We start from the raw sequence: 23334 nt of genomic DNA, 5'->3' as shown, positions 1-23334 counted from the left end.
ATTCGAAGAAGACAATGACAATATGAAACATATTTTAAACAGATTAATCAACCACGAAAGCATCTCAACTAAAGAAGCAAAAAATGTATTGGTTAATATTTCCGAAGGCAAATACAACCAAAGTCAAATTGCATCCTTTCTCACCATCTATATGATGCGTAGTATTACATTAGGAGAATTGCAAGGTTTTCGAGATGCCTTATTAGAGCTATGTATTCCTGTAGATTTATCAGATTTTAATGCGATTGATCTATGCGGAACAGGTGGTGACGGAAAAGACACATTTAACATCTCAACCTTATCCTCTTTTGTTACAGCAGGTGCCGGCGTAAAAGTTGCTAAGCATGGGAATTATGGCGTCTCATCGGCTTCCGGATCATCTAATGTCCTAGAAGCTTTAGGTGTCAAATTCACTAATAACGTCGATAAATTAAAACATGCTATTGATGAAGCAGGCATTTGTGTGATGCATGCGCCATTATTTCATCCAGCGATGAAAAACGTTGCGCCAATTCGTAGAGAATTGGGTGTTAAAACCTTTTTTAACATGTTAGGACCAATGGTAAATCCATCATTTCCTAAAAATCAAATGGTCGGTGTTTTTAACCTAGAGTTACAGCGTATCTATAGCTACCTCTATCAAAGTACAGATAAAAATTATAGCATTGTACATGCCTTGGATGGTTATGATGAAATTTCTTTAACCGGAAACACTAAAATCATTTCTAATACGTCTGAGACGATATTATGTCCCTCAGATTTGAGGGTAAAACAAATAGAGCAATCTGAAATATTTGGAGGCGCAACAGTAAAAGCTGCTGCCAAAATTTTCAAAAAAATCATAAACGGAATAGGGACAGAAGCTCAAAATAATGTGGTTTGTGCCAATGCTGGATTAGCCATTGCAACTGTAAATGGAATTTCACATCTAAACGGGTTTCAATTGGCAAAAGAGAGCCTGGAAAGCGGAAAAGCAAAAGCAAGTTTAGAGCGATTAATAGAATTGAGTAAGTAATGGATATTTTAACCAAAATAGTAAACGACAAACGCATAGAAGTTAATCTTCGAAAGCAACTCATTCCAACTAAACAATTAGAACAATCGGTTTTGTTTGAACGTGATACGATTTCATTAGCCAAAAGACTACGTGAAAGCCATACAGGGATTATCGCTGAACACAAACGTCGTTCTCCTTCAAAGCAAGTCATCAATCACGCCTTAAATGTTTTTGATGTCGCCAAAGGTTATGAAAATGCAGGTGTTTGCGGAATGTCTGTCTTAACCGATGGAAAATATTTTGGAGGTAGTCTAGACGATTTATTGACAGCTCGCTCTAGTTGTAATTTACCATTGCTTCGCAAAGAATTCATTATTGATGACTATCAAATATTAGAAGCTAAAGCCTATGGAGCTGATGTGATTTTATTGATAGCAGCTATTTTAACTAAAGTAGAAATCAAGCAATTTTCAGAATTAGCAAAACAATTGAATTTAGATGTATTACTTGAAGTACATAATGAAGAAGAATTACATAAGTCAATTATGCCAAGTTTAGATATGTTAGGCGTCAACAATAGAAATCTAAAAACTTTTAAAGTCAGTTTAGATACCAGTAAACAACTTAGTGAATTGATTCCAAACGATTTCGTCAAAGTCTCAGAAAGTGGTATTAGCAGTATTGATGCCATCAAAACATTACAACCTTACGGCTACAGAGGATTTTTAATTGGAGAGAATTTTATGAAAACGGATAATGCAGGAGAGAGTGCTAAACTATTTATTGAAGACTTGAAATAATGAAACTGAAAATCTGCGGAATGAAATATAAAGACAATATAAGCGAGGTAGCAGAATTGCAACCCGATTATTTAGGCTTTATATTCTATGAAAAATCAAGTCGGTTTTTCGAAGGAAACATTCCAGATTTACCAGAATCTATCAAGAAAGTTGGTGTGTTCGTAGACGCCTCTTTAGAATTTGTAACAGAAAAAATTCAAGCTCACAATTTGCAAGCTGTTCAGTTACATGGGAAAGAATCTCCTGAGTTTTGTGAAACATTGCGTCAAGTTTATCATTCCGCACTCGATGCGGAATCCATAAAAAACAATGAGGTATCTGCCTCCGCAGGAGTGACAGATATCATCAAAGTATTCAGCATCAAAGATGATTTTGATTTTTCAGTAATAAAACCATTTGAAAATGTTTGTGACTACTTTCTATTTGACACCAAAGGAAAATTATCTGGCGGAAATGGATACACCTTCAATTGGGATGTACTGAAAAATTACACATCCACCAAGCCTTTCTTTTTGAGTGGAGGCATAGGATTAGATGAAGTTGAAAAGTTGAAGGCATTTAAAAATACCAATGCTTCAAAATATTGCTACGTGATTGATGTGAATAGCAAATTTGAAATTAAACCTGGATTGAAAAACAGTATAGAATTAGAAACATTTAAAAATGAGCTACAACATTAACAACAAAGGCTACTACGGAGAATTTGGAGGCGCATACATTCCAGAAATGCTTTATCCAAACGTGGAAGAGTTACGACAAAATTATCTCAAAATAATGGCAGAACCTTCTTTTAAAAAGGAATTTGACGAATTATTAAAAAATTATGTGGGACGCCCTTCACCACTCTATTTTGCTAAGCGACTGAGTGAAAAATACAACACTAAAATCTATCTGAAACGAGAAGATTTAAACCACACTGGCGCACACAAAGTCAACAATACTGTTGGGCAAATCTTAATAGCACAGCGTTTAGGCAAAACCAGAATTATTGCCGAAACTGGAGCTGGACAACATGGTGTAGCCACTGCAACTGTTTGTGCACTTATGGGAATGGAGTGTATCGTCTACATGGGAGAAATTGATATTGCGCGTCAAGCACCAAATGTAGCTCGTATGAAAATGCTAGGCGCCAAAGTAAGACCAGCACTTTCTGGAAGTAGAACCTTAAAAGATGCTACGAACGAAGCTATTCGTGATTGGATTAACAATCCGGTAGACACACATTACATTATTGGAAGTGTTGTCGGACCGCATCCTTATCCAGATATGGTAGCCCGTTTTCAAGCGATCGTTTCCGAAGAAATACAATGGCAACTCAAAGACAAAGAAGGCACAACAAAACCTGATTATGTTGTCGCTTGCGTTGGAGGCGGAAGTAACGCAGCAGGTGCTTTTTACCATTATCTAGATGATACAGATATTAAACTCATTGCAGTTGAAGCCGCTGGAAAAGGAATTCATAGTGGCGAGAGTGCTGCGACTTCAGTTTTAGGTCGTGAAGGTATTATTCATGGGAGTAAGACCTTGTTAATGCAAACTGACGACGGACAAATAACCGAGCCATACTCTATTTCGGCAGGACTAGACTATCCAGGTGTCGGACCAATGCATGCCCATTTATATACATCTGGTCGTGCAGAATTTATTTCGATTACAGATGACGAAGCCATGATAGCTGGCTTACAATTAAGTCAGCTGGAAGGTATTATTCCGGCCATAGAAAGCTCACATGCATTGGCTATTCTTAATCAAAAGACATTTAAAACAGATGACATTGTAGTTATCAACCTTTCCGGCCGTGGCGATAAAGATTTACAAAATTATATTGATTATTTTAAACTTTAAATGAAACAACTCTGGGTATTCGTACTATTTGTAATTATAATTTCTTGTGAAACAAATAAGAAAGAGTATACAGTGATCGATACTGTTGACGTTACGCAAAATATTGTAGAACCACAGTATTACATTGTCACAAAAACAAATTCCAAATTGACAATAGACGGTATTGCTGATGAAAGCGAATGGAAGAATGCCTCATTTACTAGTAATTTCATTGATATCGAAGGTGTTATAAGTCCGAAATTCAATACGACAGTTAAAATGCTTTGGGATAGGGACTATTTATATGTTTATGCGTTAATGGAAGAGCCTCATATTTGGGGAAATATTACAGAAAGAGATGCAATCATTTATCTAAATAATGACTTTGAAGTATTTCTAGACCCAACACAAACTGGTTTTGGTTACGGTGAAATTGAGATTAATGCTTTAAATACGGTTTGGGATTTATATTTAGATAAACCGTATCGTGTTGGAGGAAAAGCCAATTTTCAATGGGATCTAAAAAATTTAAAATCAGCAGTATTCATAAATGGTTCTCTCAATAAACATGATGATATAGACAAGTACTGGTCTTTAGAAATAGCCATTCCTTTACAACCTTTTGTCAGTTTAAAAAACAAGCCAAAAACACGACCAAAAGAAGGCGAACAATGGAAGTTAAATTTCTCTAGAGTTGAATGGGATTTTGATATTGTAGATGGCGAATACCAACGTAAAAGAGAAAATGATACGTATTTAAAAGAATATAACTGGGTATGGAGTAATCAGAAGGTCATTAACATGCATGAACCTGAAAAATGGGGAGTTCTCCAATTTACAGAACAAGAAACAACAGAAGGATTAATATTTAAGGAAGATCCTGATATAGCTGTAAAACAAGTTGCCTATGCCCTCTTCAGAAATACGAGATATAAGAATTTAAAAGAATTATTAAAAACCAAACTAGGAACGACAAAAGAACTGAACGTCAAATATTCAGAAAGTGACTCTTTAGTTGCCACATTTTTTAAAACCCATTTTGGTTTTGAATATCAAATAAAGAGTCCTATTTCAAAAAATACATACATCATTAATGAACAAGGTCTATTAAAAAAAATATGAAAAACATCTCTTTTTATATAACCGCACTACTTCTATTTTCTTGTCAAAACAAAACGACGACGGAGGATGCGTTGTCAATCACAAATGAGCCGTTTGTTTTTGCGACTTGGACTAATGCTGGTAATACATTTGATAAATCTCAATGGGAAGCTAAAATTACATATTATGATTCTCTAGGAATTTCAGAAGCATTAGTTGGAGGTAGCCCAAAGGTTTTAGAGCAACTCATACCACTTGCTGCTAAGAAAAACATTAAAATTCATGCTTGGATATGGACACTTAACAGACCTGGAGATACAATTGCTAATAAACATCCTGAGTGGTACGCCGTTAATAGAGCAGGCAAAAATTCTCTAGAATATAGAGCCTATGTAGATTATTACCAATGGCTCAGCCCATTTCATCCCGAAGCTCGAGAGCATATTAAAAACAACGTAAGAAAGCTCACAAAAATTGAAGGCCTAGCCTCTATTCACTTAGATTATATACGTTATGTAGATGTTATATTAGGTAAGGATTTACAACCTAAATATAATTTGGTACAAACTACAGAAATGCCAGAGTATGATTATGGTTATCACCCAATAGCTAGAGAAGGATTCAAAAATATTTTTGGTAAAGACCCTATAGACATGGAACATCCAGAATTAAGCACAGAATGGCGCCAATATCGGTTAAACGCAGTTACCTCATTAGTGAATGAACTCGTAGAAATAGCACATAACAGCAATAACAAAATGACAGCAGCAGTCTTTCCTTTTCCAGAAATGTCGCGACAAATGGTAAGACAAGCTTGGGATGATTGGAATTTAGATGCAGCTTATCCTATGGTTTATAATAATTTTTATCGTGAAAACATCAATTGGATTGGCTTTGCTACAGAACAAGGTGTTAATGATGTTGATTTCCCTATATTTTCAGGATTATATAGTCCTGCTCTACAAGATCCTCAGGATTTAGAAAAAGCTATCCGTCTAGTTAAAGAAAAAGGAGCTAAAGGTTTTTCAATATTTACAGCAGACAATCTTAATGAAGAGCAAAAAGAAGTGTTTATCAAATTGAAAGAAGAATATCAAAATGAATAGAATAAATCAAAAACTAAAAGAAGACAAAAAACTGCTTTCTATATATTTTTCAGCAGGCTATCCTCGACTAGAAGACACAAAAACCATCATTCAAAACCTTGAAGAAAGTGGTGTAGATATGATAGAAATCGGATTGCCTTTTAGCGACCCTTTAGCCGATGGACCTACCATACAAGCGAGTTCCACGCAAGCTTTGAAAAATGGAATAACCACAGAAGTGCTATTTAATCAATTAAAAGACATCCGTCAAACTGTATCTATCCCGTTGATTATCATGGGTTATTTTAATCCAATACTCCAGTATGGGGTGGAAGCATTTTGTAAAAATTGTCAAGAGATTGGAATTGACGGACTCATCATTCCAGATTTACCTGTTGATGTTTACAATGAACAGTACAAAGCGACTTTTGAGCAGTATGGTTTAATCAATGTGTTTTTAATTACACCTCAAACGTCTATTGAACGCATCAATTTTATTGATTCAATTTCCAACGGATTTATTTATATGGTAAGTAGCGCTAGTGTCACAGGAAGTAGTTCTTGTTTTGGTGATGAGCAAACCGCTTACTTTAAACGCATCGCCGATATGAATCTTAAAAATCCGCAAATTGTAGGTTTTGGGATTTCAAATAACGAAACGTTCACCCAAGCTACGCAATATGCAAAAGGTGCTATTATTGGTAGCGCGTTTATTAAGTTTTTATCTAGCAATGCTGTTGATGAGATTAAAAATTTCACAAATTCAATCTTAAACTAGAAATTAATGTATTGGTACTTACAAGTCATCAAACACAATTACGCGAATTTCTCAGGTAGAGCAAGACGCAAAGAATATTGGATGTTTGTATTAGTTCAATTAGTCATTCTAGGATTAGTATTGTCATATGCTTCTCTTGTGGATGATGTATTTGGTTCACCGGTAGTTGGTTCTATTTTAGGGATCTATTGTCTAGGAACTTTAATCCCTTGGTTAGCACTTAATGTTAGAAGACTTCACGATACTGGAAAAAGTGGAGGGTATATATTTATTAATATGATTCCATTAATTGGTCGTATTTGGTATATTATACTTGTTGCTACCGAAGGAGAATATGGACAAAATCAATATGGACCAGATCCAAAAGGAGAGGATTTTAACGAAATAGAAGAAATAGGTAGCTTAAATGAATAATAAAAACCCTTTATAAATGTCAATTAACATCGTTTTATTCGAACCCGAAATCCCAAACAATACAGGAAATATTGGCCGATTAGCTTTAGCTACTGGATCTAAGCTCCATTTAGTAAAACCATTTGGTTTTGAGCTAAGTGATAAGAGATTAAAGCGTGCTGGATTGGATTATTGGCAACATTTGGATGTGGTCATCTATGAGTCTATTGCCGATTTTTTCAAAACTAATAAAGAAGCAAAATTCGCTTTTTTATCCAGTCATGCACATAAATCACATTGGGATATTCCGTTTGAGGATAACCTTTTTCTTGTCTTCGGAAAAGAATCGGTTGGTCTACCAAAATCTTTAATAGAAAAGTATAAAGAACAACTTTATAAAATTCCGCTATTCAGCGAACATATTAGAAGCCTAAATCTAGCCAATGCAGTTGCCATTGCAGTTTATGAAGGATTAAAACAAATAGATCACAGCTAAGGTTTAAAACGATATATTTTTATCTATGAGTATCAGACCTTTGAAAAACATTAACATCTTGTTTTACGGACTAACACTTATATTAAGTTTAGTCTCCTTCTCTGTGCTTACAAATCCTACACCTAACGAAGCCGTTAAAACAGTTTTACTTGTTGATGAATACCACCCAGAAACTAGGTTTTCAATTCGTTTTCTGAAGGTTGAAAACATAGTATTTGTTGCGTTTTCCAACTATTTCAATCATTCATTCCTTACATTTAAAAATATACAGGATTTAAAAGACAATACGTCATTCGAATTTTATTCAAACAAAACGATTTGTATTGAAACGAAAAAACTTCAAACAAAGCTCTACACTTCTTTTAATACCAAAATTCTTTACGAAGATTTCATAGCGTAATTATCTGCATAGTCTTTTCTGGCTATACCATTACCTATTATTAATAGCATCACATTCCAGTAGATGCCATACTTAATTATACTATGAAGATTAAAAAAACGTTGAGGTTACTCGCCTTAATTTTTATGATTTTTTTGGCTTGTATTGTACCTTTTCCGATGAAATTCACCAAAAAGGACAACTTACCAAAAGACTTAATTGAACACTTAGAAATAAAAGAGGAAGATAGCAATGAAGACGAGCTAGAAGTTATTTTTTAGACGCATTATTTTGGAGCATCTTTAAATACATTTCCTCAACTTTAGTGCGAGCCCAAGGTGTACGTCTTAAAAATCTTAAACTGGATTTCACTGATGGATTATCAGTAAAACATCTAATCTTGATTTGGTAACCCATATATTCCCATCCATAATGCGCTTGTAAATCGGTAACGATTTGCTCAAGTTTTATACCATGTAAAGGATTGTTCTTTTGGGTTTCCATTAAAGTTGCTGAGCTAATTTTTTGATTTTTACTGCTTTTTCAAAGTGATCTAATGTATTAGTCTTAATCCACCAAGTAGCAGCTTCCATAAGCAACTCTGGATTATCATTTTTGTTTTTAAAAAAAGCATAAAAAGAAACACCAACACCATCTCCTTTTTGTGCAATCTTTTTATCGCAAACTTCCAATACTTTATGCTTTAAAGCTTCTGTCATAATGATATAAACTTAGACCTTGCTACGTCGCAAAAATCGACTCGCAATGACAACTACATTAGTTCCTCCTATCGTTACGTCGTCTAGAGTTGTTGCTTTTACTTCTATTCCCACTAGTTCTGTTTCCTCCAGAACTATTAGAATTTCTAGAGCCGGAATTACGAGAATTTCGTGGTTGTCTATTTTGACCCTGTTTGATAGGCTCAGTAGACGCATTTGGATCTGGTTCAAAACCTTGAACAATTTCTACCTCTATTTTCTGTCTGATTAACTTTTCAATATCTTTTAAATAGGTGGTTTCATCTGCACTAACTAAAGATACAGCTTGACCATTAGCTCCTGCTCTACCTGTTCTCCCTATTCGGTGTACATAATCTTCAGAAATATTAGGCAATTCAAAATTGACTACATGCGGCAATAACGGAATATCTAATCCACGAGCTGCAATATCAGTAGCAACCATCACACGAACACTTCCATTTTTAAAACCTGATAAAGCTTTCGTTCTTGCGCCTTGACTCTTATTCCCATGAATTGCTGCAGCACTAATGCCAGCTGAAATCAGTTTTTTAGTCAATTTGTTCGCACCATGCTTTGTGCGATTAAACACAAGTACTTGCTTCCAGTTTCCTTCGGAAATGAGCTTAATAAGTAAATCTGGCTTTTTGCCTTTTGCAACACGATATACTTTTTGAGAAATGGCATCTACAGTTGTGTTTTCTGGAGTCGCTTCAACCTGAACAGGGTTATTTAAAATACTGTTCGCTAGCTTTCTAATTTCTTTTGAAAACGTTGCCGAAAACATCAAATTTTGACGTTTGTCTGGCATGGATTGCATTACACGTTCTATATCTCTAAGAAATCCCATATCGAGCATTCGATCGGCTTCATCTAATACAAATACCTCTACACGCTTTAAGGACAAGTGGTTTTGATTTTGTAAATCTAATAATCGTCCTGGAGTCGCCACCAACACATCAATACCACGTCTTATTGTGGCAACTTGTGGTTTTTGATTTACACCTCCAAAAATGACTGCACTTTTAATATTTGTAAACTCACTATATTCTCTAACACTCTCATAAACTTGAGCTGCAAGTTCACGAGTTGGCGTTAAAATTAAAGCGCGAATAGGTCTGAATTTCTCCTTAGGGTTTTCAGATAAATAATGCAAAAGTGGCAAGGTGAAACCTGCTGTTTTTCCAGTTCCAGTTTGTGCAGATGCTAATACATCTCTACCTGCTAATACAGGTGGAATGGCTTTTTCTTGAATTGGACTGGGAGTTTCGTATCCTTTTTTGCTAATTGCTTTTAACAAGGCATCAGATAAGCCTAAAGATTGAAATGACATAAATTTTTTTTGGTCAAATGACCTTCTAATTTTTAGCGTCATTTTTTTATTAGTGGCAAAGATACTGCTAATTTATTCGTTAGCTCTTATCAAATTGAGCTAATTGAAAAATGACTTAAAAAAACTCCCGATACTGCATAACCCGAAAATCGAAGGTATTGAATTTAGGGTTCTTAGCTTTAAACTGCTTATATAAAGGAAGTCTGCTTATTGAGATATTTGCAGCGCCAGACCCAGAAGTCAGTGACACGGTTTTAATTAAGCGCTCATCTAAATCAAATTGATGTATTCTTGGAACTTCATTATATACTAACTCCAGTTTTTTACTATAATCCTTTAAATGCCTTCGGAAGAAATATTCTGGTCCGTTTTTACTGTTTCCGCCAGTAAATAAAAGCGTATCTATTTTAGGAGACTGTTTTAGATAGCCAATAACATCTCGCAATTTAATGTTCTTCATACCTAAATCTGAAGCATCAATTTTCTCACGCTCTGCGCTTTCAACAATATCACAAACGCCAATTTTCTGTTTGATTAAAAACTGTTTGCGCTCATTAATCGCTTCACGACTATTATCATACCGCAAACCCAATTGATGAATCTCATCAATAAACAACCAGAGGGAGTTATAATAGCTTCCGTAGCAAAAATCAACATCCTTTTCGAGTAATTCTCCAGTACTAAATCTTGGAGGCGGCAAGGTTCCTACGATAAGTTTGGTGGTACCGTCTTTAATAAAAGGCGCGTAAGGATGTTTATGAAAAAACAATTAGGTCGTGCTTAAAAGTTGTTCGACTTGCCTAATTGTTGATCTGTATTTTCGTTTATTAGGTGGTGTCATATTCTGAGATTCAGTATAAATTTCGTCTAGGAGCTCCTTAGCTTCTGATGTTTTATTTTGATCCAATAAAAACTGAGCTAAAATCAAACGCTCTTCATAATTCGAATACCGCTGATCAATTGCTCTTAAGTGGGTTTCAGCCAAATCTATTTGCCCAAGTTTAGCCAATGACATCCCGTAAAAAAATTGAGCTTGTGACCCTTTAAAATCTGTTTCGCTTTTAATCGTTTCCGCATAAAAAACAACCTTATCATAATCCTCAATATGGTAATAACATTCTATCAATTGAAATAGGGCATGCTTGTCATTATGGAAATCTTTAGCGATAGCTTCTTCATAGTGCTTGATAGCATTATTATAGTCTTTTATCCCAAGATAAGCATCGGCAAGATTAATTCGATTTTGAAAGGTTTCTGAAAACTCCAAAATCCTTTCAAGGTCTCTTACCTTTTTTGTAGGATTTATAATCGTCGTTAACTCTTCTTGAATCTTATTGACATCACGCTTATTATATACTTGGGTAATAAGATAAATAACGCATCCTAGAATTGGCAAAAAAATAATTAAGAACACCCAGTAATAGTTGTTTTTGTTCTTAAACCAATGATAAATACAAAATGCCTGGAGGGCAATTACCAAATAATAATGCATATGTTAAATATAAGATTAAAGCTTAAAAATACTAAAGTATAGTTTCTAATTTCAATTAACTTAAAGGATATTCTATTAAACCGAAACGAATTTAGAACAAGGCGATAAGAAATCTAAATAAAAAGGCCTAATTACCTTGTGAATACTAATTCTGTATCACTAGACAAATTCTCAGTGTAACGATAATTATCATGATCAAACCCCTTCACATCAGCAATTGTTTTGGCATTGGTATCAATGATATATCTTGTCATTAAACCTCTGGCTAATTTCGAGAAAATAGCAATAGTCTTGTACTTACCTTCTTTAAGTTCTTGAAATTTAATATCAATAACTGGCACTTTTAAGGCTTTGGTGTCAATTGCTTTAAAATACTCATTACTTGCTAGGTTTAGAAATAATTCATCGTCTTGCAACTCATCATTTAAAGCTTGTGTGACTTGCTTTTTCCAGAACTCATATAAATTTTTGTTCTTTCCCACAGGAAATTTAGTTCCCATTTCTAATCGGTAAGCTTGCATGAGATCTAATGGTTTTAGTAATCCGTATAATCCAGAAATAATACGAACCGTATCTTGAAGCTTGTCTAGTTTTTTAGTATCAATAGTGTAAGCATCAAGACCTCTGTACACATCACCATTAAACGCATAAACGGCTGGTCTTGCATTATCTTTAGTAAACGGCAAACTCCACTCCTGATTACGCTCATAGTTTAATCGTCCTAAATTATCAGAAATATGCATGAGCTTAGATAAGCTTCTAGCTGATTTCTTTTTAAGGAGTTTATTTAAGCGTTCCGATTCATTTAAAAAACAAGCTTCTGTAGTTTTAGTGGTCGGAAGTTTACTATCGTAGTCTAAAGATTTTGCTGGAGATAATACGAGTTTCATAGATTGCAATTTTACAGTCAAATTTACAACTCTATTGAAGATTTTTCAACTCAATTATTTAAAATATTTCTATACAACGATAACCAAAATTAATTTTGAAGCAATGCGTTCGCGTTAAGGATGGAGCACTTGTTGGAGCTCCTCACAGAGAGCGACTTGCGAGAGCCTGACCTTTTAATACCATGAAGTATTAAAAGGTAACGCCCAACTGCTACTGCATATGCGTCGCGTAATGTCTCCACTTATCGATACACTGTTGCATATCTTCTGGAACAGGTGAATCGAAACTTAATTGCTCTCCTGTTTTGGGATGTATAAATCCTAAAGTCTTGGCATGAAGCGCTTGTCTTGGTAAGATCTTAAAACAGTTATCTACAAACTGCTTATATTTTGTGAACGTTGTTCCTTTTAAAATGCGTTCGCCTCCATAGCGCTCATCGTTAAAAAGCGTATGACCAATATACTTCATATGCACACGAATTTGGTGTGTACGACCTGTCTCTAGTTTACAAGACACTAAAGTCACATAACCTAATCGTTCAATAACTTTGTAATGTGTTACGGCAGCTTTCCCTTTCTCTTCATCATCGCCTTCAAAAACGGTGTTTTGTAATCTGTTTTTTGGATGACGACCAATATGACCTTCGATAGTCCCCTCGTCATCTTCCATATTTCCCCAAACAATTGCTACATATTCACGTTGACTCGTTTTATTAAAAAACTGTTTCGACAAATGTGTCATTGCCTGTTCGGTTTTTGCGACCACAAGTAATCCGCTAGTATCCTTATCGATGCGATGTACCAATCCTGGACGATCACTCGAATTGTTTGGTAGATTTTCAAAATGAAATATTAGAGCGTTGATTAATGTTCCCGAATAGTTACCATGTCCTGGATGGACAACCATTCCTGGTGGTTTATTAATCACCAACAACTCATCATCCTCATAAACGATATCCAACGGAATATCCTCAGGAGTTAACAAATACTCATATGGAGGATGCTCAAACAACACTCTGATTTTATCAAATGGCTTGACCTTATAATTTTGCTTGACCTGAACATCGTTGACATAAATACTGCCTTCTTTAGCAGCTGTTTGAATCTTATTTCGAGTGGCATTTTCAATACGATTCATTAAATATTTATCGATACGAAGTGGTGCCTGACCTTTATCTGCTGTAAAAGCATGATGCTCGAATAACTCGTCGTTGTTCTGTTCTGCTGCTGTATGTTCTGTAGTCATGTTTTAGTTAGATCCTCGTTTTCCGTTTCCTAAAACGACATCGATTTTTGAAGTTAGTGGCAGTAATTCTCCTGCCTTTATGGTTTCGCCTTTATATTTTATTGCAATAACTTCGTCCTTACCAATATCATCTACGTAACTTACATTTCCGACTTCAAAACCTAAAGTTTCTAAAGTAGGTTTTGCTTGACGAAACGTACGACGAACAATATTAGGAACGGGAACTTTACGATATCCGGACGGATTTAAAGTGAGATATATTTTTCTGTCTTCTTTTACCTGAGCTCCAGCCTTTGGGTATTGCTCAATAACAGAAAACTTAGGGTACTTAGGATTATAATTCGCAGAATCTTGAATCTCCATGACTAAGTCCTTATCATCGAGTTCAATTTTCACGGTCTCCAAGGTTTTCCCTTTTAAATTTGGCACTTTAATAAACTCTCCATGATTAGTTGTACTCTTTAACCATTGCATGGTTAAAAATAAAACCACCAACAAAGCTATGATAGCCAATCCTAAATGCTTAAAAAACGTCTTACTCTTAAGAAACTGTATTAGACTCATGAACTTAATTTAGATGTTGACAAATATATAAAAACGAAAGCGTTTTTATTATGGGTTTATTTGGTATTTTAGCTTAACTAATAATAGATACGTTTTATTGTTAGTTTAAGATTACGAATACATGAGATTCTTAAAAAGTTTTGGTTTCTCATCTAATAGATACTGAAATAAATACAGCACAAGTAAGTTCAGCATACATGAAAAAAAATATTGCCATTATCATGGGAGGTTTTTCTAGTGAATATGACATCTCTCTTAAAAGCGGGCAAGTCGTCTATGACACGCTCGATACCTCTAAATACAATGCTTATCGCATTCATATTTTTAAAGACAAATGGGTGTTTGTAAATGATTTAAACGAAGAATTCCCAATGGACAGAAATGATTTCTCGGTCTTGGTCAATGAGACAAAAATCAACTTTGATTGTGTATTTAATGCTATTCACGGCTCTCCTGGAGAAGATGGCTATATGCAAGGCTATTTTGAATTACTAGATATTCCGCATACAAGTTGTAATATGTATCAAGCAGCTTTAACATTCAATAAGCGTGATTGCTTAAGTGCTTTAAAACCTTACGGAATTAAAACTGCAGAATCTTATTTTGTCAACTTAGGTGATGTTATAAATGAAAATGCTATCGTAAATAAAGTGGGTTTACCGTGTTTTGTAAAGGCAAATAAAGCAGGAAGCAGTTTTGGTATTTCAAAAGTCTACAAAAAAGAGCAGCTTAAAACCGCAATTAATGATTCTTTCAAAGAAGATGACGAAGTGATTATAGAATCGTTTTTAGATGGAACCGAAGTTTCTGCTGGTGTTATTACCTACAAAGGACGTCTCACGGTATTACCTCTGACTGAAATCGTCTCAGATAACGACTTCTTTGATTACAAAGCAAAGTATTTAGGTGAATCTCAAGAAATTACTCCTGCTCGTATTGATGATGATCTTGCCGAAAAGGTAAGAGTTGTTGCAAAAAAAGTATATGAAGTTTTGAAACTTAAAGGGTTTAGTAGAAGCGAGTATATTTTCAAGGATGGTGAACCTCATCTTTTAGAAGTAAATACAGTTCCTGGTTTAACAGCAGCGAGCATTTTACCTCAGCAAGCTGCCGAAGCTGGCATAAGCATGAGCGAATTGTTTGAGAATGCTATTGAAGAAGCTCTCAATTAATTATTAAGTATCTTTGAATGTGTAATTAGCAACATTGTTTTAACTATGAAACGAGCCATCTTTCCTGGGTCTTTTGATCCATTAACTCTAGGTCACTACGATATTATCCAACGTAGTGTTAAACTTTTTGATGAAGTCATTGTCGCTATTGGTATCAATGCCGAAAAAAAATACATGTTTTCGCTTGAAGAACGTCAACAATTTATTGAAGATGCCTTTAAAGACGAACCTAAAGTTTCTGTGGTCACTTACAAAGGTTTAACCGTAGATTTCTGCGAGAAAAATGATGTAGAATTTATTTTAAGAGGCTTACGTAATCCAGCCGATTTTGAATTTGAAAAAGCCATAGCGCATACCAATAGAGATCTTGCGCCTATTGAAACTGTTTTCTTACTAACTGCAGCTAGCACTTCTTACATTTCGTCTTCAATTGTGAGAGATGTGATTAGAAACGATGGAGACTATACTAAACTCGTTCCAAATAGTGTTCGGGTTAAATAAGATTGTTTCGTTTTGCTTTTTGAACAGCTTCCGGTTTATTATGCACTTATAATTTACGGTAGATTTTTTCAATGTACTTTCTTAATACTCCTCTTGATAAAATCAAATTAAGACACAAAAAAAAGCATCAGAATTAATAGGTCTTTTGGGACAACTAAAATAACTGACGCTCTTTTAAAAATTGATTAATAGCAAGGCGAATATATAACTTATTCAAAGTTGGGTGTGATTTTTTCGATGAGAAGCAATTAAAAAAGATTAAGCGTAATCCTACAAAAAAGCATACCCAATCACAATCTCAACATCCAGATTTAATTAATTAAATCTTTTAGAACAATAGCTATACTATTCACTTTATAATGGGCCAAAGTTGCAATATAATGCAAGACAAGACTATAAATGTCGTGTTTTTAGAAAGTCATATGCGGAAACTTAGATTGCATAAAGATCTCTTTAGTTTTTAATTGCTGAAGAAAGGTTTGATGTGCATCCGATTCTGAATTAAAAGGCCGATGCGCTAATCCCTTTTGGATATCATCAACAGTTTTCATTGTACTTTGAGTGTTTTCTGAAATCCAAACCTCTAGAAAGCGTTCCCAAATGTAATTTATGGCCGTTGCATTAGGATGCAACATATCATCAGTATAGAATCTGTAGTCGCGAAGCTCATCCATCATAATTTCATACGACGGAAAATAATAACTGTGATATCTAGGCTCTACTATTTCATGAATGGCGGAAATTAAATGTGATTTACTCTGTGTGTTTTCAATAAAACCATCTTTAATATGTCGAACAGGTGAGACTGTAAACATGAATGACATTTTAGGGTTTATCGTTTTAATCAAACTCATTATGGCATCCAGTGATTCGGAAATTTGCGATACGGAAAGTAATTCTTTCAAAAACTTTTTCTGCGGAAGCTTATGGCAGTTTGCTACAAGATTATCTGTTTCAATACATCGGTATGCCCAGGCCGTTCCTAAGGTGACAATCACATGAGAGGCTTCTTTTAAAAATTGATGAGTTCGAGTAATACTATCATTTAAAACATGAAGTAATTGATCTTCGGAAGGATGACTTAACCGAGAATGTGCATCAAAACAATGCCATTGTTCGTTATGAAAAAAGATATCGTCCTTGGTGTATTCTTTTTCATTCACAGCATTAGTAATTGCCCTTTCAATAGCTAAGGGATGAAATAAAATACCAATCGGATTTTGAAGTTGCTGAAACTTAAAATACTCAAACTTCTCGCCTATGTTCTCAGAAAAACAAGACCCCAATAACAGCACTTTTGAGTTGTAATCGACTTGATTAAACTGTTGTGTTTGTAAGGGTATTTTGGTTTGAAGGTTCATTTTTCATGAGATTTTGAAATCGAAGATTAATGAATACCTATTTTTAAAATAAATATCTATGAATAATCAAGTTCAGGATGACAGATTATTTTAAATAGTTTTCAGCAGCTTTCAAAGCCTCCTCAATCCCTTGAGGGTTCTTTCCACCTGCAGTTGCAAAAAATGGTTGTCCGCCACCGCCACCTTGGATGTGCTTTCCTAATTCTCTAACTATGGTTCCTGCATTTAAGTCTTTACTTGCCACCAATTCTTTTGAAATGTAACAAGACAAGATCGCTTTTCCATCATTCTCAGCTCCAAACAACAAGAACAAGTTATCAAACTGACTTCCCAATTCGAAACATACATCTTTTATTCCAGCTGCATCTAAATCTAGTTTTTTGGCTAAGAACTTTATGTCGTTTACATCTGTCAATTCGTTTTTAAGATCCCCTTTAATTGACTTCGCCTTTTCTTTGAGTAAGGTATCTATTTGCTTTTTAAGATTCGTGGTTTCATCTTGAAGATTTTGTAATGCTTTTACAGGCTCTTTAGCATTATTAAGTAAATTCTTCATCTCATAATAGGCTCTGTTATTATCAAAATAAAAATCTTTAACAGCATCGCTTGTTATCCCTTCAATACGACGAATACCAGAAGCAACCGCACCTTCGGAAACAATTTTAAAATGCCAGATATCTCCAGTATTTTTCACATGTGTTCCACCACATAATTCTATAGATTGCCCAAAACGAACGGCACGAACAGTATCACCATACTTTTCACCAAACAGTGCCATTGCGCCATCATCTATAGCTTGTTGCATTGGGATATTTCGTTTTTCTTGTAATGGTAATTTTCCTTCGATACGGCTATTCACAAAATTTTCAACATCACGTAATTCGTCAACAGTTAGCTTTGAAAAATGCGAAAAATCGAAGCGCAAATATTTTGAGTGTACTGCAGATCCTTTTTGCTCAACATGTATTCCTAAAACCTCTCGAAGTGCTTGATGTAATAAATGGGTAGCGGTATGGTTACATTCTGTTCTAGTACGCTGTTTAGCATCTACCGATGCTTTAAATGTTTCATCTATATGTTTAGGTAAACTTTTTGCAAAATGAATCACTACATTATTTTCCCTTTTGGTATCAATGATATAAACGACATCACCATGTGCATCTTCCAAATACCCTTTATCACCAACTTGTCCTCCACCTTCAGCATAGAAAGGTGTCATATTAAATACTAATTGGTAAAGCTCACCATCTTTTTTAGAAATGACTTTTCTGTATTTTGTGATTTTAACCTGTGCTTCTAAGGCATCATAACCTATAAACTCTTGTTCATCATCTTCAATAAGAACTGTCCAATCATCAGATTTTAATTCTGAAGCTTGCTTCCCTCTTTCTTGCTGTTCTTTAAGTTTCTTTTCAAAATCTTCAGCATTGTAAGTGAAGCCTTTTTCGCGAAGAATTAAATCGGTTAAATCTTCTGGGAAACCATAAGTGTCTTTAAGTTCAAAAACCTTAGCCCCAGAAATTTCTTTAGTATTAGCATTTTCAACAATACGATCTAGGAGTATTAAGCCTTGATCTAAGGTTCTTAAAAATGAGGTTTCTTCCTCTCTAATTACATTTTCTATAAGCTGTCGTTCGACCTTAAGCTCTGGGAAAGCTTTACCCATTTTTTTAACCAACACATCAACCAATCTATAAATGAAGGGTTCTTTCTTATCTAAGAATGTAAATCCGTAACGTACAGCACGACGTAAAATTCTACGAATCACATAACCTGCACCTGTGTTACTTGGTAATTGCCCATCAGCAATGGAAAAAGCTACAGCGCGTACATGATCTGAAATTACACGAATTGCAACATCAACCTTTTCATTTTCTCCATAGTTTTTATCCGTTATCGTTTCAATCTCCCGAATGATTGGTGTAAACACATCAGTATCATAATTGGATTGCACACCCTGTAATACCATACACAAACGTTCAAATCCCATTCCCGTATCAATGTGTTTATTTGGAAGGTTCTCTAACGAACCATTTGCTTTACGGTTGTATTGCATAAATACAAGGTTCCAAATTTCAACCACTTGAGGATGATCCATATTGACCAAAGTTTTTCCATCAACTTTAGCTTTGTCATCAGCTGAACGAATATCTACATGAATTTCACTACAAGGCCCGCAAGGTCCTTGATCTCCCATTTCCCAGAAGTTATCATCTTTGTTTCCCATGAGGATACGGTCTTCAGAAATATAGTTTTTCCATATATCATAAGCCTCTTCATCCATTTTTAAATTATCAGCATCATCACTACCTTCAAAAACAGTAATATAAAGCATGTCTTTATCGATTCCGAATCTATCAGTCAACAACTCCCAAGCCCAAGCAATCGCTTCTTTTTTAAAGTAATCTCCAAAACTCCAGTTGCCGAGCATTTCGAAAAGCGTGTGGTGATAGGTATCAATCCCAACTTCTTCTAAATCATTTTGTTTACCAGAAACACGAAGACATTTTTGTGAATCTGCAAGACGATTGTTCTTAGGCTTCGCATTTCCGAGGAAAAACTCTTTAAAAGGTGCCATCCCAGAATTGACAAACATCAAAGTAGGATCATCTTTTAAAACCATTGGAGCCGATGGCACAATGCTATGCTTTTTTTCTTCAAAGAAGTTTAAAAAGGTATTTCGAATGTCTGGAGACTTCATTTGCTGGGTGTTATTTTTTTATTGGTCTTACAAAACATCCAATAATGTAACAAAACTATGACTTTAAATCATTGCTTGATGTTTCATAATCAGTTATTAAAAACCTTGTTTCTATTTAATTCCTTTAAATAAGAAACAATTTATATATTTGTGTTACGTTCTATTATTCTTGCAAAAATAGAACTTTTTAAGATATGTCTAAAGTAAAATATCATTACGATCCCGAAACACTTTCTTACCGCAAAATAGTGCGTAAGAAAGGTAAGACTATTAAGTACGGATTCATATTCTTACTAGCTTCAGCCCTATTTGGGTTTTTATTTATCTTTATTGCAAGCCAATTTATCGAATCTCCTAGAGAACGTGCATTAAAACATGAATTGACCAATTTGCAATTACAATTCGATTTATTTAACAAAAATATTGATAATGCCTTTGCTGCTCTTGAAAGCGTAGAAGAACGTGATAATTCTATTTACAGATTATATTTCGAGGCCAACCCAATTCCAGAAGAACAGCGACGTGCTGGTTTTGGAGGAGTGAATCGTTATAAAAAATATGAAGGCTACGATAATTCTAAACTTATAATAGAGAGCAAAAAACGTCTAGAACTCTTACAAAAAGCAATTGATGTTCAATCTCGATCTTTAGATGAAATTGCTGTTTTGGCAGAGGACAAAGAAAATTTTTTATTGTCTATTCCTGCAATACAACCTGTAAGAAATAAAGATTTGAAACACATGGCTTCAGGTTATGGTTATAGAACCGATCCATTTACTAAAGTGCGAAAATTTCATTTTGGAATGGATTTCACTGCACCAAGAGGCACACCTATTTACGCCTCAGGCGATGGTGTTATTAAGCGTGCAGACAGTAATTCATCTGGGTATGGAAAACACATTAGAATAGATCATGGCTATGGCTATGTATCGCTTTATGCTCATCTTTACAAATACAATGTAAAAGCCAACCAAAAGGTAAAGCGTGGTGATTTAATAGGCTATGTAGGGAGTACAGGACGATCTGAAGCACCTCATTTACATTACGAAGTCTTTAAGGATGGCAAACGTATCAACCCGATTAATTTTTACTACGGAAATTTATCTGCGGAAGAATATGCGCGATTACTTGAAAAAGCATCATTAGAAAATCAATCTTTAGACTAAGACTATGCATATTGAACTTCCTGAAAAACGTTACTATGGAATTGGCGAAGTCGCCAAGGCTTTCAATGTTAATACCTCATTAATACGATTTTGGGAAAAAGAATTTGATGTCTTAAAACCAAAAAAAAATGCCAAAGGTAACCGTAAGTTTACACCAGAAGACATTAAGAATCTTAAGTTTATCTATCATTTGGTAAAAGAGCGTGGTTTCACTCTTGAAGGTGCAAAAACACATCTTAAGGAAGGCAAAAAACAATCGCTCGACAAATTTGATATTATCGAAAAACTCGAAGGTGTTAAAGCACAACTTATCAAAATAAAATCACAACTTTAAAACTATATCATTATGAAAAAATGGCTACCATGGATTATTATAGCAATTCTAGCAGTAGGATTATATTCTTGGGGAAAAGGATTTAACAATACCGCTGTTAAACTTAACGAAAAAGTAGAAAAAGCTTGGGGTAACGTAGAAACCTCATATCAACGTCGTTATGATTTGATAGACAACCTAGTAAGTACAGTACAAGGCGCAGCCGATTTTGAGAAATCAACTCTTGAGTCTGTAATTAATGCAAGAGCAAAAGCAACATCTATTAATATAGACCCATCAAATGTCACTCCTGAACAATTGGCTAAGTTTAATGAAGTTCAAGGTGGTTTAAGTGGTGCACTGAAAAGCCTTTTAGTAACTGTTGAGCGTTATCCAGATTTAAAAGCAAATCAAAACTTCTTGAAGCTTATAGATGAATTGACAAGTACTGAAAATGAAGTGAGAACTGCTCGAGTTCGTTTTAATGAAGCTATTGAACCCTATAACAACCATGTCAAGATTTTTCCAAATACACTCTTAGCTGGTTTATTAGATTTTGATTCCAAACCATATTTTGATTCAGAAGTAGGTGCAGAAAAACCTGTAGATGTAGAATTTGACTTCAATAAATAAGACATGTCCAAAGTTGAAGCCTTTCTAAGCAAATCTGAAGAGCAAGAAATTATCGATGCCATTCGTGATGCCGAAAAAAACACCTCTGGTGAAATAAGAGTTCATATCGAACGTGATTCTAATAGTGATGCTTTTGAGCGTGCTATGGAAGTATTTCATTATTTAAAAATGGACAACACTAAACTTCAAAATGGGGTGCTCATTTATGTTGCTATTGATGCTAAAACCTTTGTGATTTATGGCGATAAAGGTATTAATGATGTCGTGCCAACTAATTTTTGGGATAGCACTAAGAATATCATGCAATCTCATTTTAAAGCTAACCGATATAAACAAGGACTTATTGAAGGTGTTTTGATAGCTGGCGAACAATTAGAAAAACACTTTCCATGGATTCATGGTGACGCTAACGAATTACCTAACGAAATATCAAAAGGATAAATGTCAAAGCTAAAACACATCATTTTATTTGTACTCATTAGCTTTATAAGTAGTTTTATAATTACGGCAAATGCGCAATTTGAAATTCCTCCAATTCCCGAAAAACAGACAAGTGTTTATGATTATGTCGGACTCCTATCTTCTTCAGAAAAAAGTAGTTTAGAACAAAAATTGATTCGCTATTCTGATACAACTTCAACCCAAATTGTAGTCGCTATAATAGCAACTACGAAAGGAGAAAACATTGGACTTTTAACTCCAAAATGGGCTCATGAATGGGGAATTGGTCAAGCTGAAGAAGATAATGGTGTTTTCATTCTTTTAGCTCGAGACGATCGGAAAATATGGATTTCACCAGGTTATGGCGTTGACGATAGACTTACGGCAGGAATTACTGGAGAACTCACTAGGAATGTAATTATCCCTGAGTTTAAACGTGGTGATTACTATGAAGGGCTTAATAAAGGTTGCGATGCAATCTTTGAGGTGCTTAGTGGAAAATACCAGGGGACCAGACAAGCAGACGGTAATTCTGACGATTTGTTTCCAGTATTGTTTGTTCTCTTTATGATCGTATTTTTTATCATTTTTGTTATTGCCATTACCAAAAACAGAAAAGGCGGAGGCAATGGAAGTGGTGGAACACGAACCAACGGTACAAGTATTCTAGATGCTATCATCTTGAGCAATATGGGTCGTGGTAGTTATCGCGGCGGACGTAGTTCTAGTGGCGGCATTTTTGGTGGTGGAAGTAGTTCTGGTGGTGGCTTTGGTGGCGGCTTTGGTGGCGGAGGCTTCTCGGGAGGAGGCGCAGGCGGTAGCTGGTAATTACCACAAAACAATCAAGATAAGGTTGTACTTGACTTATCACACGTTCTTAGTAAATCACAATTTGGAGAAAACGAATATAACACCGTTTTCGTATAAATTT

Annotated in this window: 28 protein-coding genes; 18 read left to right on the top strand and 10 right to left on the bottom strand. The window is 34.9% G+C overall.

The features are described 5' to 3' along the window. The first annotated feature begins 22 nt into the window (after window positions 1-22). The 11 genes from trpD to V7719_RS14670 all read left to right on the top strand — a co-directional run bounded on the left by trpD (window position 23) and on the right by V7719_RS14670 (window position 8134). On the top strand, window positions 23-1015 hold the full coding sequence (trpD, locus tag V7719_RS14720; protein WP_335730746.1) for an anthranilate phosphoribosyltransferase: 993 nt from the start codon (window positions 23-25) through the stop codon (window positions 1013-1015). Next, window positions 1015-1797 carry an indole-3-glycerol phosphate synthase TrpC gene (gene trpC / locus V7719_RS14715; protein ID WP_335730695.1) on the top strand — a complete coding sequence of 261 codons (783 nt, stop codon included), beginning with the start codon at window positions 1015-1017 and terminating at the stop codon, window positions 1795-1797. The genes trpD and trpC overlap by 1 nt, the downstream gene beginning before the upstream one ends. Then, window positions 1797-2477: a phosphoribosylanthranilate isomerase gene (locus tag V7719_RS14710; protein ID WP_335730694.1), complete on the top strand. Its 681-nt coding sequence runs from the start codon at window positions 1797-1799 to the stop codon at window positions 2475-2477. The genes trpC and V7719_RS14710 overlap by 1 nt, the downstream gene beginning before the upstream one ends. Further along, a complete protein-coding gene (trpB, locus tag V7719_RS14705; protein ID WP_335730693.1) occupies window positions 2461-3642 on the top strand; it encodes a tryptophan synthase subunit beta in 1182 nt (393 codons plus the stop codon). The genes V7719_RS14710 and trpB overlap by 17 nt, the downstream gene beginning before the upstream one ends. Next, the gene (locus V7719_RS14700; RefSeq protein ID WP_335730692.1) at window positions 3643-4743 is read left to right on the top strand and encodes a carbohydrate-binding family 9-like protein; all 1101 of its coding nucleotides are present in this window, start codon (window positions 3643-3645) and stop codon (window positions 4741-4743) included. It begins immediately after the preceding gene. Continuing rightward, complete coding sequence (locus V7719_RS14695) at window positions 4740-5828, top strand: family 10 glycosylhydrolase (protein ID WP_335730691.1); 1089 nt, start codon at window positions 4740-4742, stop codon at window positions 5826-5828. The genes V7719_RS14700 and V7719_RS14695 overlap by 4 nt, the downstream gene beginning before the upstream one ends. Next, a complete protein-coding gene (trpA, locus tag V7719_RS14690) occupies window positions 5821-6585 on the top strand; it encodes a tryptophan synthase subunit alpha (RefSeq protein WP_335730690.1) in 765 nt (254 codons plus the stop codon). Before V7719_RS14695 ends, trpA begins: the two co-directional genes overlap by 8 nt. Window positions 6586-6591: 6 nt before the next feature. Further along, a complete protein-coding gene (locus tag V7719_RS14685; protein ID WP_335730689.1) occupies window positions 6592-6999 on the top strand; it encodes a DUF805 domain-containing protein in 408 nt (135 codons plus the stop codon). Window positions 7000-7015: 16 nt separating this feature from the next. Beyond that, window positions 7016-7474 (top strand): tRNA (cytidine(34)-2'-O)-methyltransferase, encoded by a 459-nt coding sequence (locus tag V7719_RS14680; protein ID WP_335730688.1) that lies wholly within the window; start codon window positions 7016-7018, stop codon window positions 7472-7474. Between the two features lie 25 nt (window positions 7475-7499). Then, a complete protein-coding gene (locus tag V7719_RS14675; RefSeq protein ID WP_335730687.1) occupies window positions 7500-7874 on the top strand; it encodes a hypothetical protein in 375 nt (124 codons plus the stop codon). Window positions 7875-7957: 83 nt separating this feature from the next. Beyond that, entirely contained in the window at window positions 7958-8134 is a 177-nt protein-coding gene (locus V7719_RS14670) for a hypothetical protein (RefSeq protein WP_335730686.1), read from the top strand. On the opposite strand, the gene V7719_RS14665 is transcribed toward V7719_RS14670, so the two are convergent. From V7719_RS14665 to V7719_RS14630, 8 genes are all read right to left on the bottom strand, one after another. Beyond that, complete coding sequence (locus V7719_RS14665) at window positions 8124-8357, bottom strand: VF530 family protein (protein WP_335730685.1); 234 nt, start codon at window positions 8355-8357, stop codon at window positions 8124-8126. The two genes, V7719_RS14670 and V7719_RS14665, sit on opposite strands and share 11 nt — an antisense overlap. Continuing rightward, complete coding sequence (locus V7719_RS14660; RefSeq protein WP_335730684.1) at window positions 8357-8572, bottom strand: DUF6500 family protein; 216 nt, start codon at window positions 8570-8572, stop codon at window positions 8357-8359. Before V7719_RS14660 ends, V7719_RS14665 begins: the two co-directional genes overlap by 1 nt. Before the next feature lie 58 nt (window positions 8573-8630). Next, window positions 8631-9923, bottom strand: a complete 1293-nt coding sequence (locus V7719_RS14655; protein WP_335730683.1) for a DEAD/DEAH box helicase — start codon at window positions 9921-9923, stop codon at window positions 8631-8633. 115 nt (window positions 9924-10038) lie between these two features. Then, on the bottom strand, window positions 10039-10692 hold the full coding sequence (locus V7719_RS14650; protein ID WP_335730682.1) for a uracil-DNA glycosylase family protein: 654 nt from the start codon (window positions 10690-10692) through the stop codon (window positions 10039-10041). Beyond that, window positions 10693-11319, bottom strand: a complete 627-nt coding sequence (locus V7719_RS14645; protein WP_335730681.1) for a tetratricopeptide repeat protein — start codon at window positions 11317-11319, stop codon at window positions 10693-10695. 227 nt (window positions 11320-11546) lie between these two features. Then, window positions 11547-12305, bottom strand: coding sequence for a peroxide stress protein YaaA (gene yaaA / locus V7719_RS14640; RefSeq protein ID WP_335730680.1), 759 nt, complete (start codon window positions 12303-12305; stop codon window positions 11547-11549). Window positions 12306-12516: 211 nt separating this feature from the next. Continuing rightward, window positions 12517-13551, bottom strand: coding sequence for an RluA family pseudouridine synthase (locus V7719_RS14635; RefSeq protein ID WP_335730679.1), 1035 nt, complete (start codon window positions 13549-13551; stop codon window positions 12517-12519). A 3-nt stretch (window positions 13552-13554) separates the two neighbouring features. Next, a complete protein-coding gene (locus tag V7719_RS14630; protein WP_335730678.1) occupies window positions 13555-14115 on the bottom strand; it encodes a PASTA domain-containing protein in 561 nt (186 codons plus the stop codon). Between the two features lie 197 nt (window positions 14116-14312). Between V7719_RS14630 and V7719_RS14625 the strand changes: the two genes are divergently transcribed. Next, window positions 14313-15287: a D-alanine--D-alanine ligase gene (locus tag V7719_RS14625; protein ID WP_335730677.1), complete on the top strand. Its 975-nt coding sequence runs from the start codon at window positions 14313-14315 to the stop codon at window positions 15285-15287. Window positions 15288-15332: 45 nt separating this feature from the next. Further along, window positions 15333-15788 carry a pantetheine-phosphate adenylyltransferase gene (gene coaD / locus V7719_RS14620; RefSeq protein WP_335730676.1) on the top strand — a complete coding sequence of 152 codons (456 nt, stop codon included), beginning with the start codon at window positions 15333-15335 and terminating at the stop codon, window positions 15786-15788. A 410-nt stretch (window positions 15789-16198) separates the two neighbouring features. Here coaD and V7719_RS14615 read toward each other — a convergent pair whose 3' ends face one another. After that, window positions 16199-17149, bottom strand: a complete 951-nt coding sequence (locus tag V7719_RS14615) for a GSCFA domain-containing protein (protein ID WP_335730675.1) — start codon at window positions 17147-17149, stop codon at window positions 16199-16201. Between the two features lie 85 nt (window positions 17150-17234). Further along, a complete protein-coding gene (gene alaS / locus V7719_RS14610; protein WP_335730674.1) occupies window positions 17235-19850 on the bottom strand; it encodes an alanine--tRNA ligase in 2616 nt (871 codons plus the stop codon). Window positions 19851-20044: 194 nt separating this feature from the next. Here alaS and V7719_RS14605 point away from each other — a divergent pair, with 194 nt between their 5' ends. The 5 genes from V7719_RS14605 to V7719_RS14585 are packed head-to-tail and all read left to right on the top strand — an operon-like array spanning window position 20045 to window position 23231. Continuing rightward, window positions 20045-21016, top strand: a complete 972-nt coding sequence (locus tag V7719_RS14605; RefSeq protein WP_335730673.1) for a M23 family metallopeptidase — start codon at window positions 20045-20047, stop codon at window positions 21014-21016. A 4-nt stretch (window positions 21017-21020) separates the two neighbouring features. Further along, entirely contained in the window at window positions 21021-21350 is a 330-nt protein-coding gene (locus V7719_RS14600; protein ID WP_335730672.1) for a MerR family transcriptional regulator, read from the top strand. Between the two features lie 12 nt (window positions 21351-21362). After that, on the top strand, window positions 21363-21962 hold the full coding sequence (locus V7719_RS14595) for a LemA family protein (protein ID WP_335730671.1): 600 nt from the start codon (window positions 21363-21365) through the stop codon (window positions 21960-21962). 3 nt (window positions 21963-21965) lie between these two features. Then, on the top strand, window positions 21966-22403 hold the full coding sequence (locus V7719_RS14590) for a TPM domain-containing protein (protein ID WP_335730670.1): 438 nt from the start codon (window positions 21966-21968) through the stop codon (window positions 22401-22403). After that, on the top strand, window positions 22404-23231 hold the full coding sequence (locus tag V7719_RS14585) for a TPM domain-containing protein (RefSeq protein ID WP_335730669.1): 828 nt from the start codon (window positions 22404-22406) through the stop codon (window positions 23229-23231). Window positions 23232-23334 lie beyond the last annotated feature (103 nt).

This window comes from Psychroserpens sp. (genome assembly GCF_036960315.1).
In the GTDB taxonomy this organism is placed as follows: domain Bacteria; phylum Bacteroidota; class Bacteroidia; order Flavobacteriales; family Flavobacteriaceae; genus Psychroserpens.
Note: the sequence above shows the minus strand (reverse complement) of the source record. Positions and strands in the feature narration are given on the sequence as shown.

What these genes read in the sequence shown, in the direction of transcription:
- V7719_RS14665 (WP_335730685.1), bottom strand. Translation starts at nt 8,357, where the DNA reads ATGGAAACCCAAAAGAACAATCCTTTACATGGTATAAAACTTGAGCAA.
- V7719_RS14710 (WP_335730694.1), top strand. Translation starts at nt 1,797, where the DNA reads ATGAAACTGAAAATCTGCGGAATGAAATATAAAGACAATATAAGCGAG.
- yaaA (WP_335730680.1), bottom strand. Translation starts at nt 12,305, where the DNA reads ATGAAACTCGTATTATCTCCAGCAAAATCTTTAGACTACGATAGTAAA.
- V7719_RS14675 (WP_335730687.1), top strand. Translation starts at nt 7,500, where the DNA reads ATGAGTATCAGACCTTTGAAAAACATTAACATCTTGTTTTACGGACTA.
- V7719_RS14585 (WP_335730669.1), top strand. Translation starts at nt 22,404, where the DNA reads ATGTCAAAGCTAAAACACATCATTTTATTTGTACTCATTAGCTTTATA.
- V7719_RS14685 (WP_335730689.1), top strand. Translation starts at nt 6,592, where the DNA reads ATGTATTGGTACTTACAAGTCATCAAACACAATTACGCGAATTTCTCA.
- V7719_RS14600 (WP_335730672.1), top strand. Translation starts at nt 21,021, where the DNA reads ATGCATATTGAACTTCCTGAAAAACGTTACTATGGAATTGGCGAAGTC.
- trpA (WP_335730690.1), top strand. Translation starts at nt 5,821, where the DNA reads ATGAATAGAATAAATCAAAAACTAAAAGAAGACAAAAAACTGCTTTCT.
- V7719_RS14660 (WP_335730684.1), bottom strand. Translation starts at nt 8,572, where the DNA reads ATGACAGAAGCTTTAAAGCATAAAGTATTGGAAGTTTGCGATAAAAAG.
- V7719_RS14695 (WP_335730691.1), top strand. Translation starts at nt 4,740, where the DNA reads ATGAAAAACATCTCTTTTTATATAACCGCACTACTTCTATTTTCTTGT.
- trpD (WP_335730746.1), top strand. Translation starts at nt 23, where the DNA reads ATGAAACATATTTTAAACAGATTAATCAACCACGAAAGCATCTCAACT.
- trpC (WP_335730695.1), top strand. Translation starts at nt 1,015, where the DNA reads ATGGATATTTTAACCAAAATAGTAAACGACAAACGCATAGAAGTTAAT.
- V7719_RS14625 (WP_335730677.1), top strand. Translation starts at nt 14,313, where the DNA reads ATGAAAAAAAATATTGCCATTATCATGGGAGGTTTTTCTAGTGAATAT.
- V7719_RS14635 (WP_335730679.1), bottom strand. Translation starts at nt 13,551, where the DNA reads ATGACTACAGAACATACAGCAGCAGAACAGAACAACGACGAGTTATTC.
- V7719_RS14670 (WP_335730686.1), top strand. Translation starts at nt 7,958, where the DNA reads ATGAAGATTAAAAAAACGTTGAGGTTACTCGCCTTAATTTTTATGATT.
- V7719_RS14655 (WP_335730683.1), bottom strand. Translation starts at nt 9,923, where the DNA reads ATGTCATTTCAATCTTTAGGCTTATCTGATGCCTTGTTAAAAGCAATT.
- V7719_RS14615 (WP_335730675.1), bottom strand. Translation starts at nt 17,149, where the DNA reads ATGAACCTTCAAACCAAAATACCCTTACAAACACAACAGTTTAATCAA.
- V7719_RS14595 (WP_335730671.1), top strand. Translation starts at nt 21,363, where the DNA reads ATGAAAAAATGGCTACCATGGATTATTATAGCAATTCTAGCAGTAGGA.
- V7719_RS14590 (WP_335730670.1), top strand. Translation starts at nt 21,966, where the DNA reads ATGTCCAAAGTTGAAGCCTTTCTAAGCAAATCTGAAGAGCAAGAAATT.
- trpB (WP_335730693.1), top strand. Translation starts at nt 2,461, where the DNA reads ATGAGCTACAACATTAACAACAAAGGCTACTACGGAGAATTTGGAGGC.
- V7719_RS14605 (WP_335730673.1), top strand. Translation starts at nt 20,045, where the DNA reads ATGTCTAAAGTAAAATATCATTACGATCCCGAAACACTTTCTTACCGC.
- coaD (WP_335730676.1), top strand. Translation starts at nt 15,333, where the DNA reads ATGAAACGAGCCATCTTTCCTGGGTCTTTTGATCCATTAACTCTAGGT.
- V7719_RS14630 (WP_335730678.1), bottom strand. Translation starts at nt 14,115, where the DNA reads ATGAGTCTAATACAGTTTCTTAAGAGTAAGACGTTTTTTAAGCATTTA.
- alaS (WP_335730674.1), bottom strand. Translation starts at nt 19,850, where the DNA reads ATGAAGTCTCCAGACATTCGAAATACCTTTTTAAACTTCTTTGAAGAA.
- V7719_RS14700 (WP_335730692.1), top strand. Translation starts at nt 3,643, where the DNA reads ATGAAACAACTCTGGGTATTCGTACTATTTGTAATTATAATTTCTTGT.
- V7719_RS14680 (WP_335730688.1), top strand. Translation starts at nt 7,016, where the DNA reads ATGTCAATTAACATCGTTTTATTCGAACCCGAAATCCCAAACAATACA.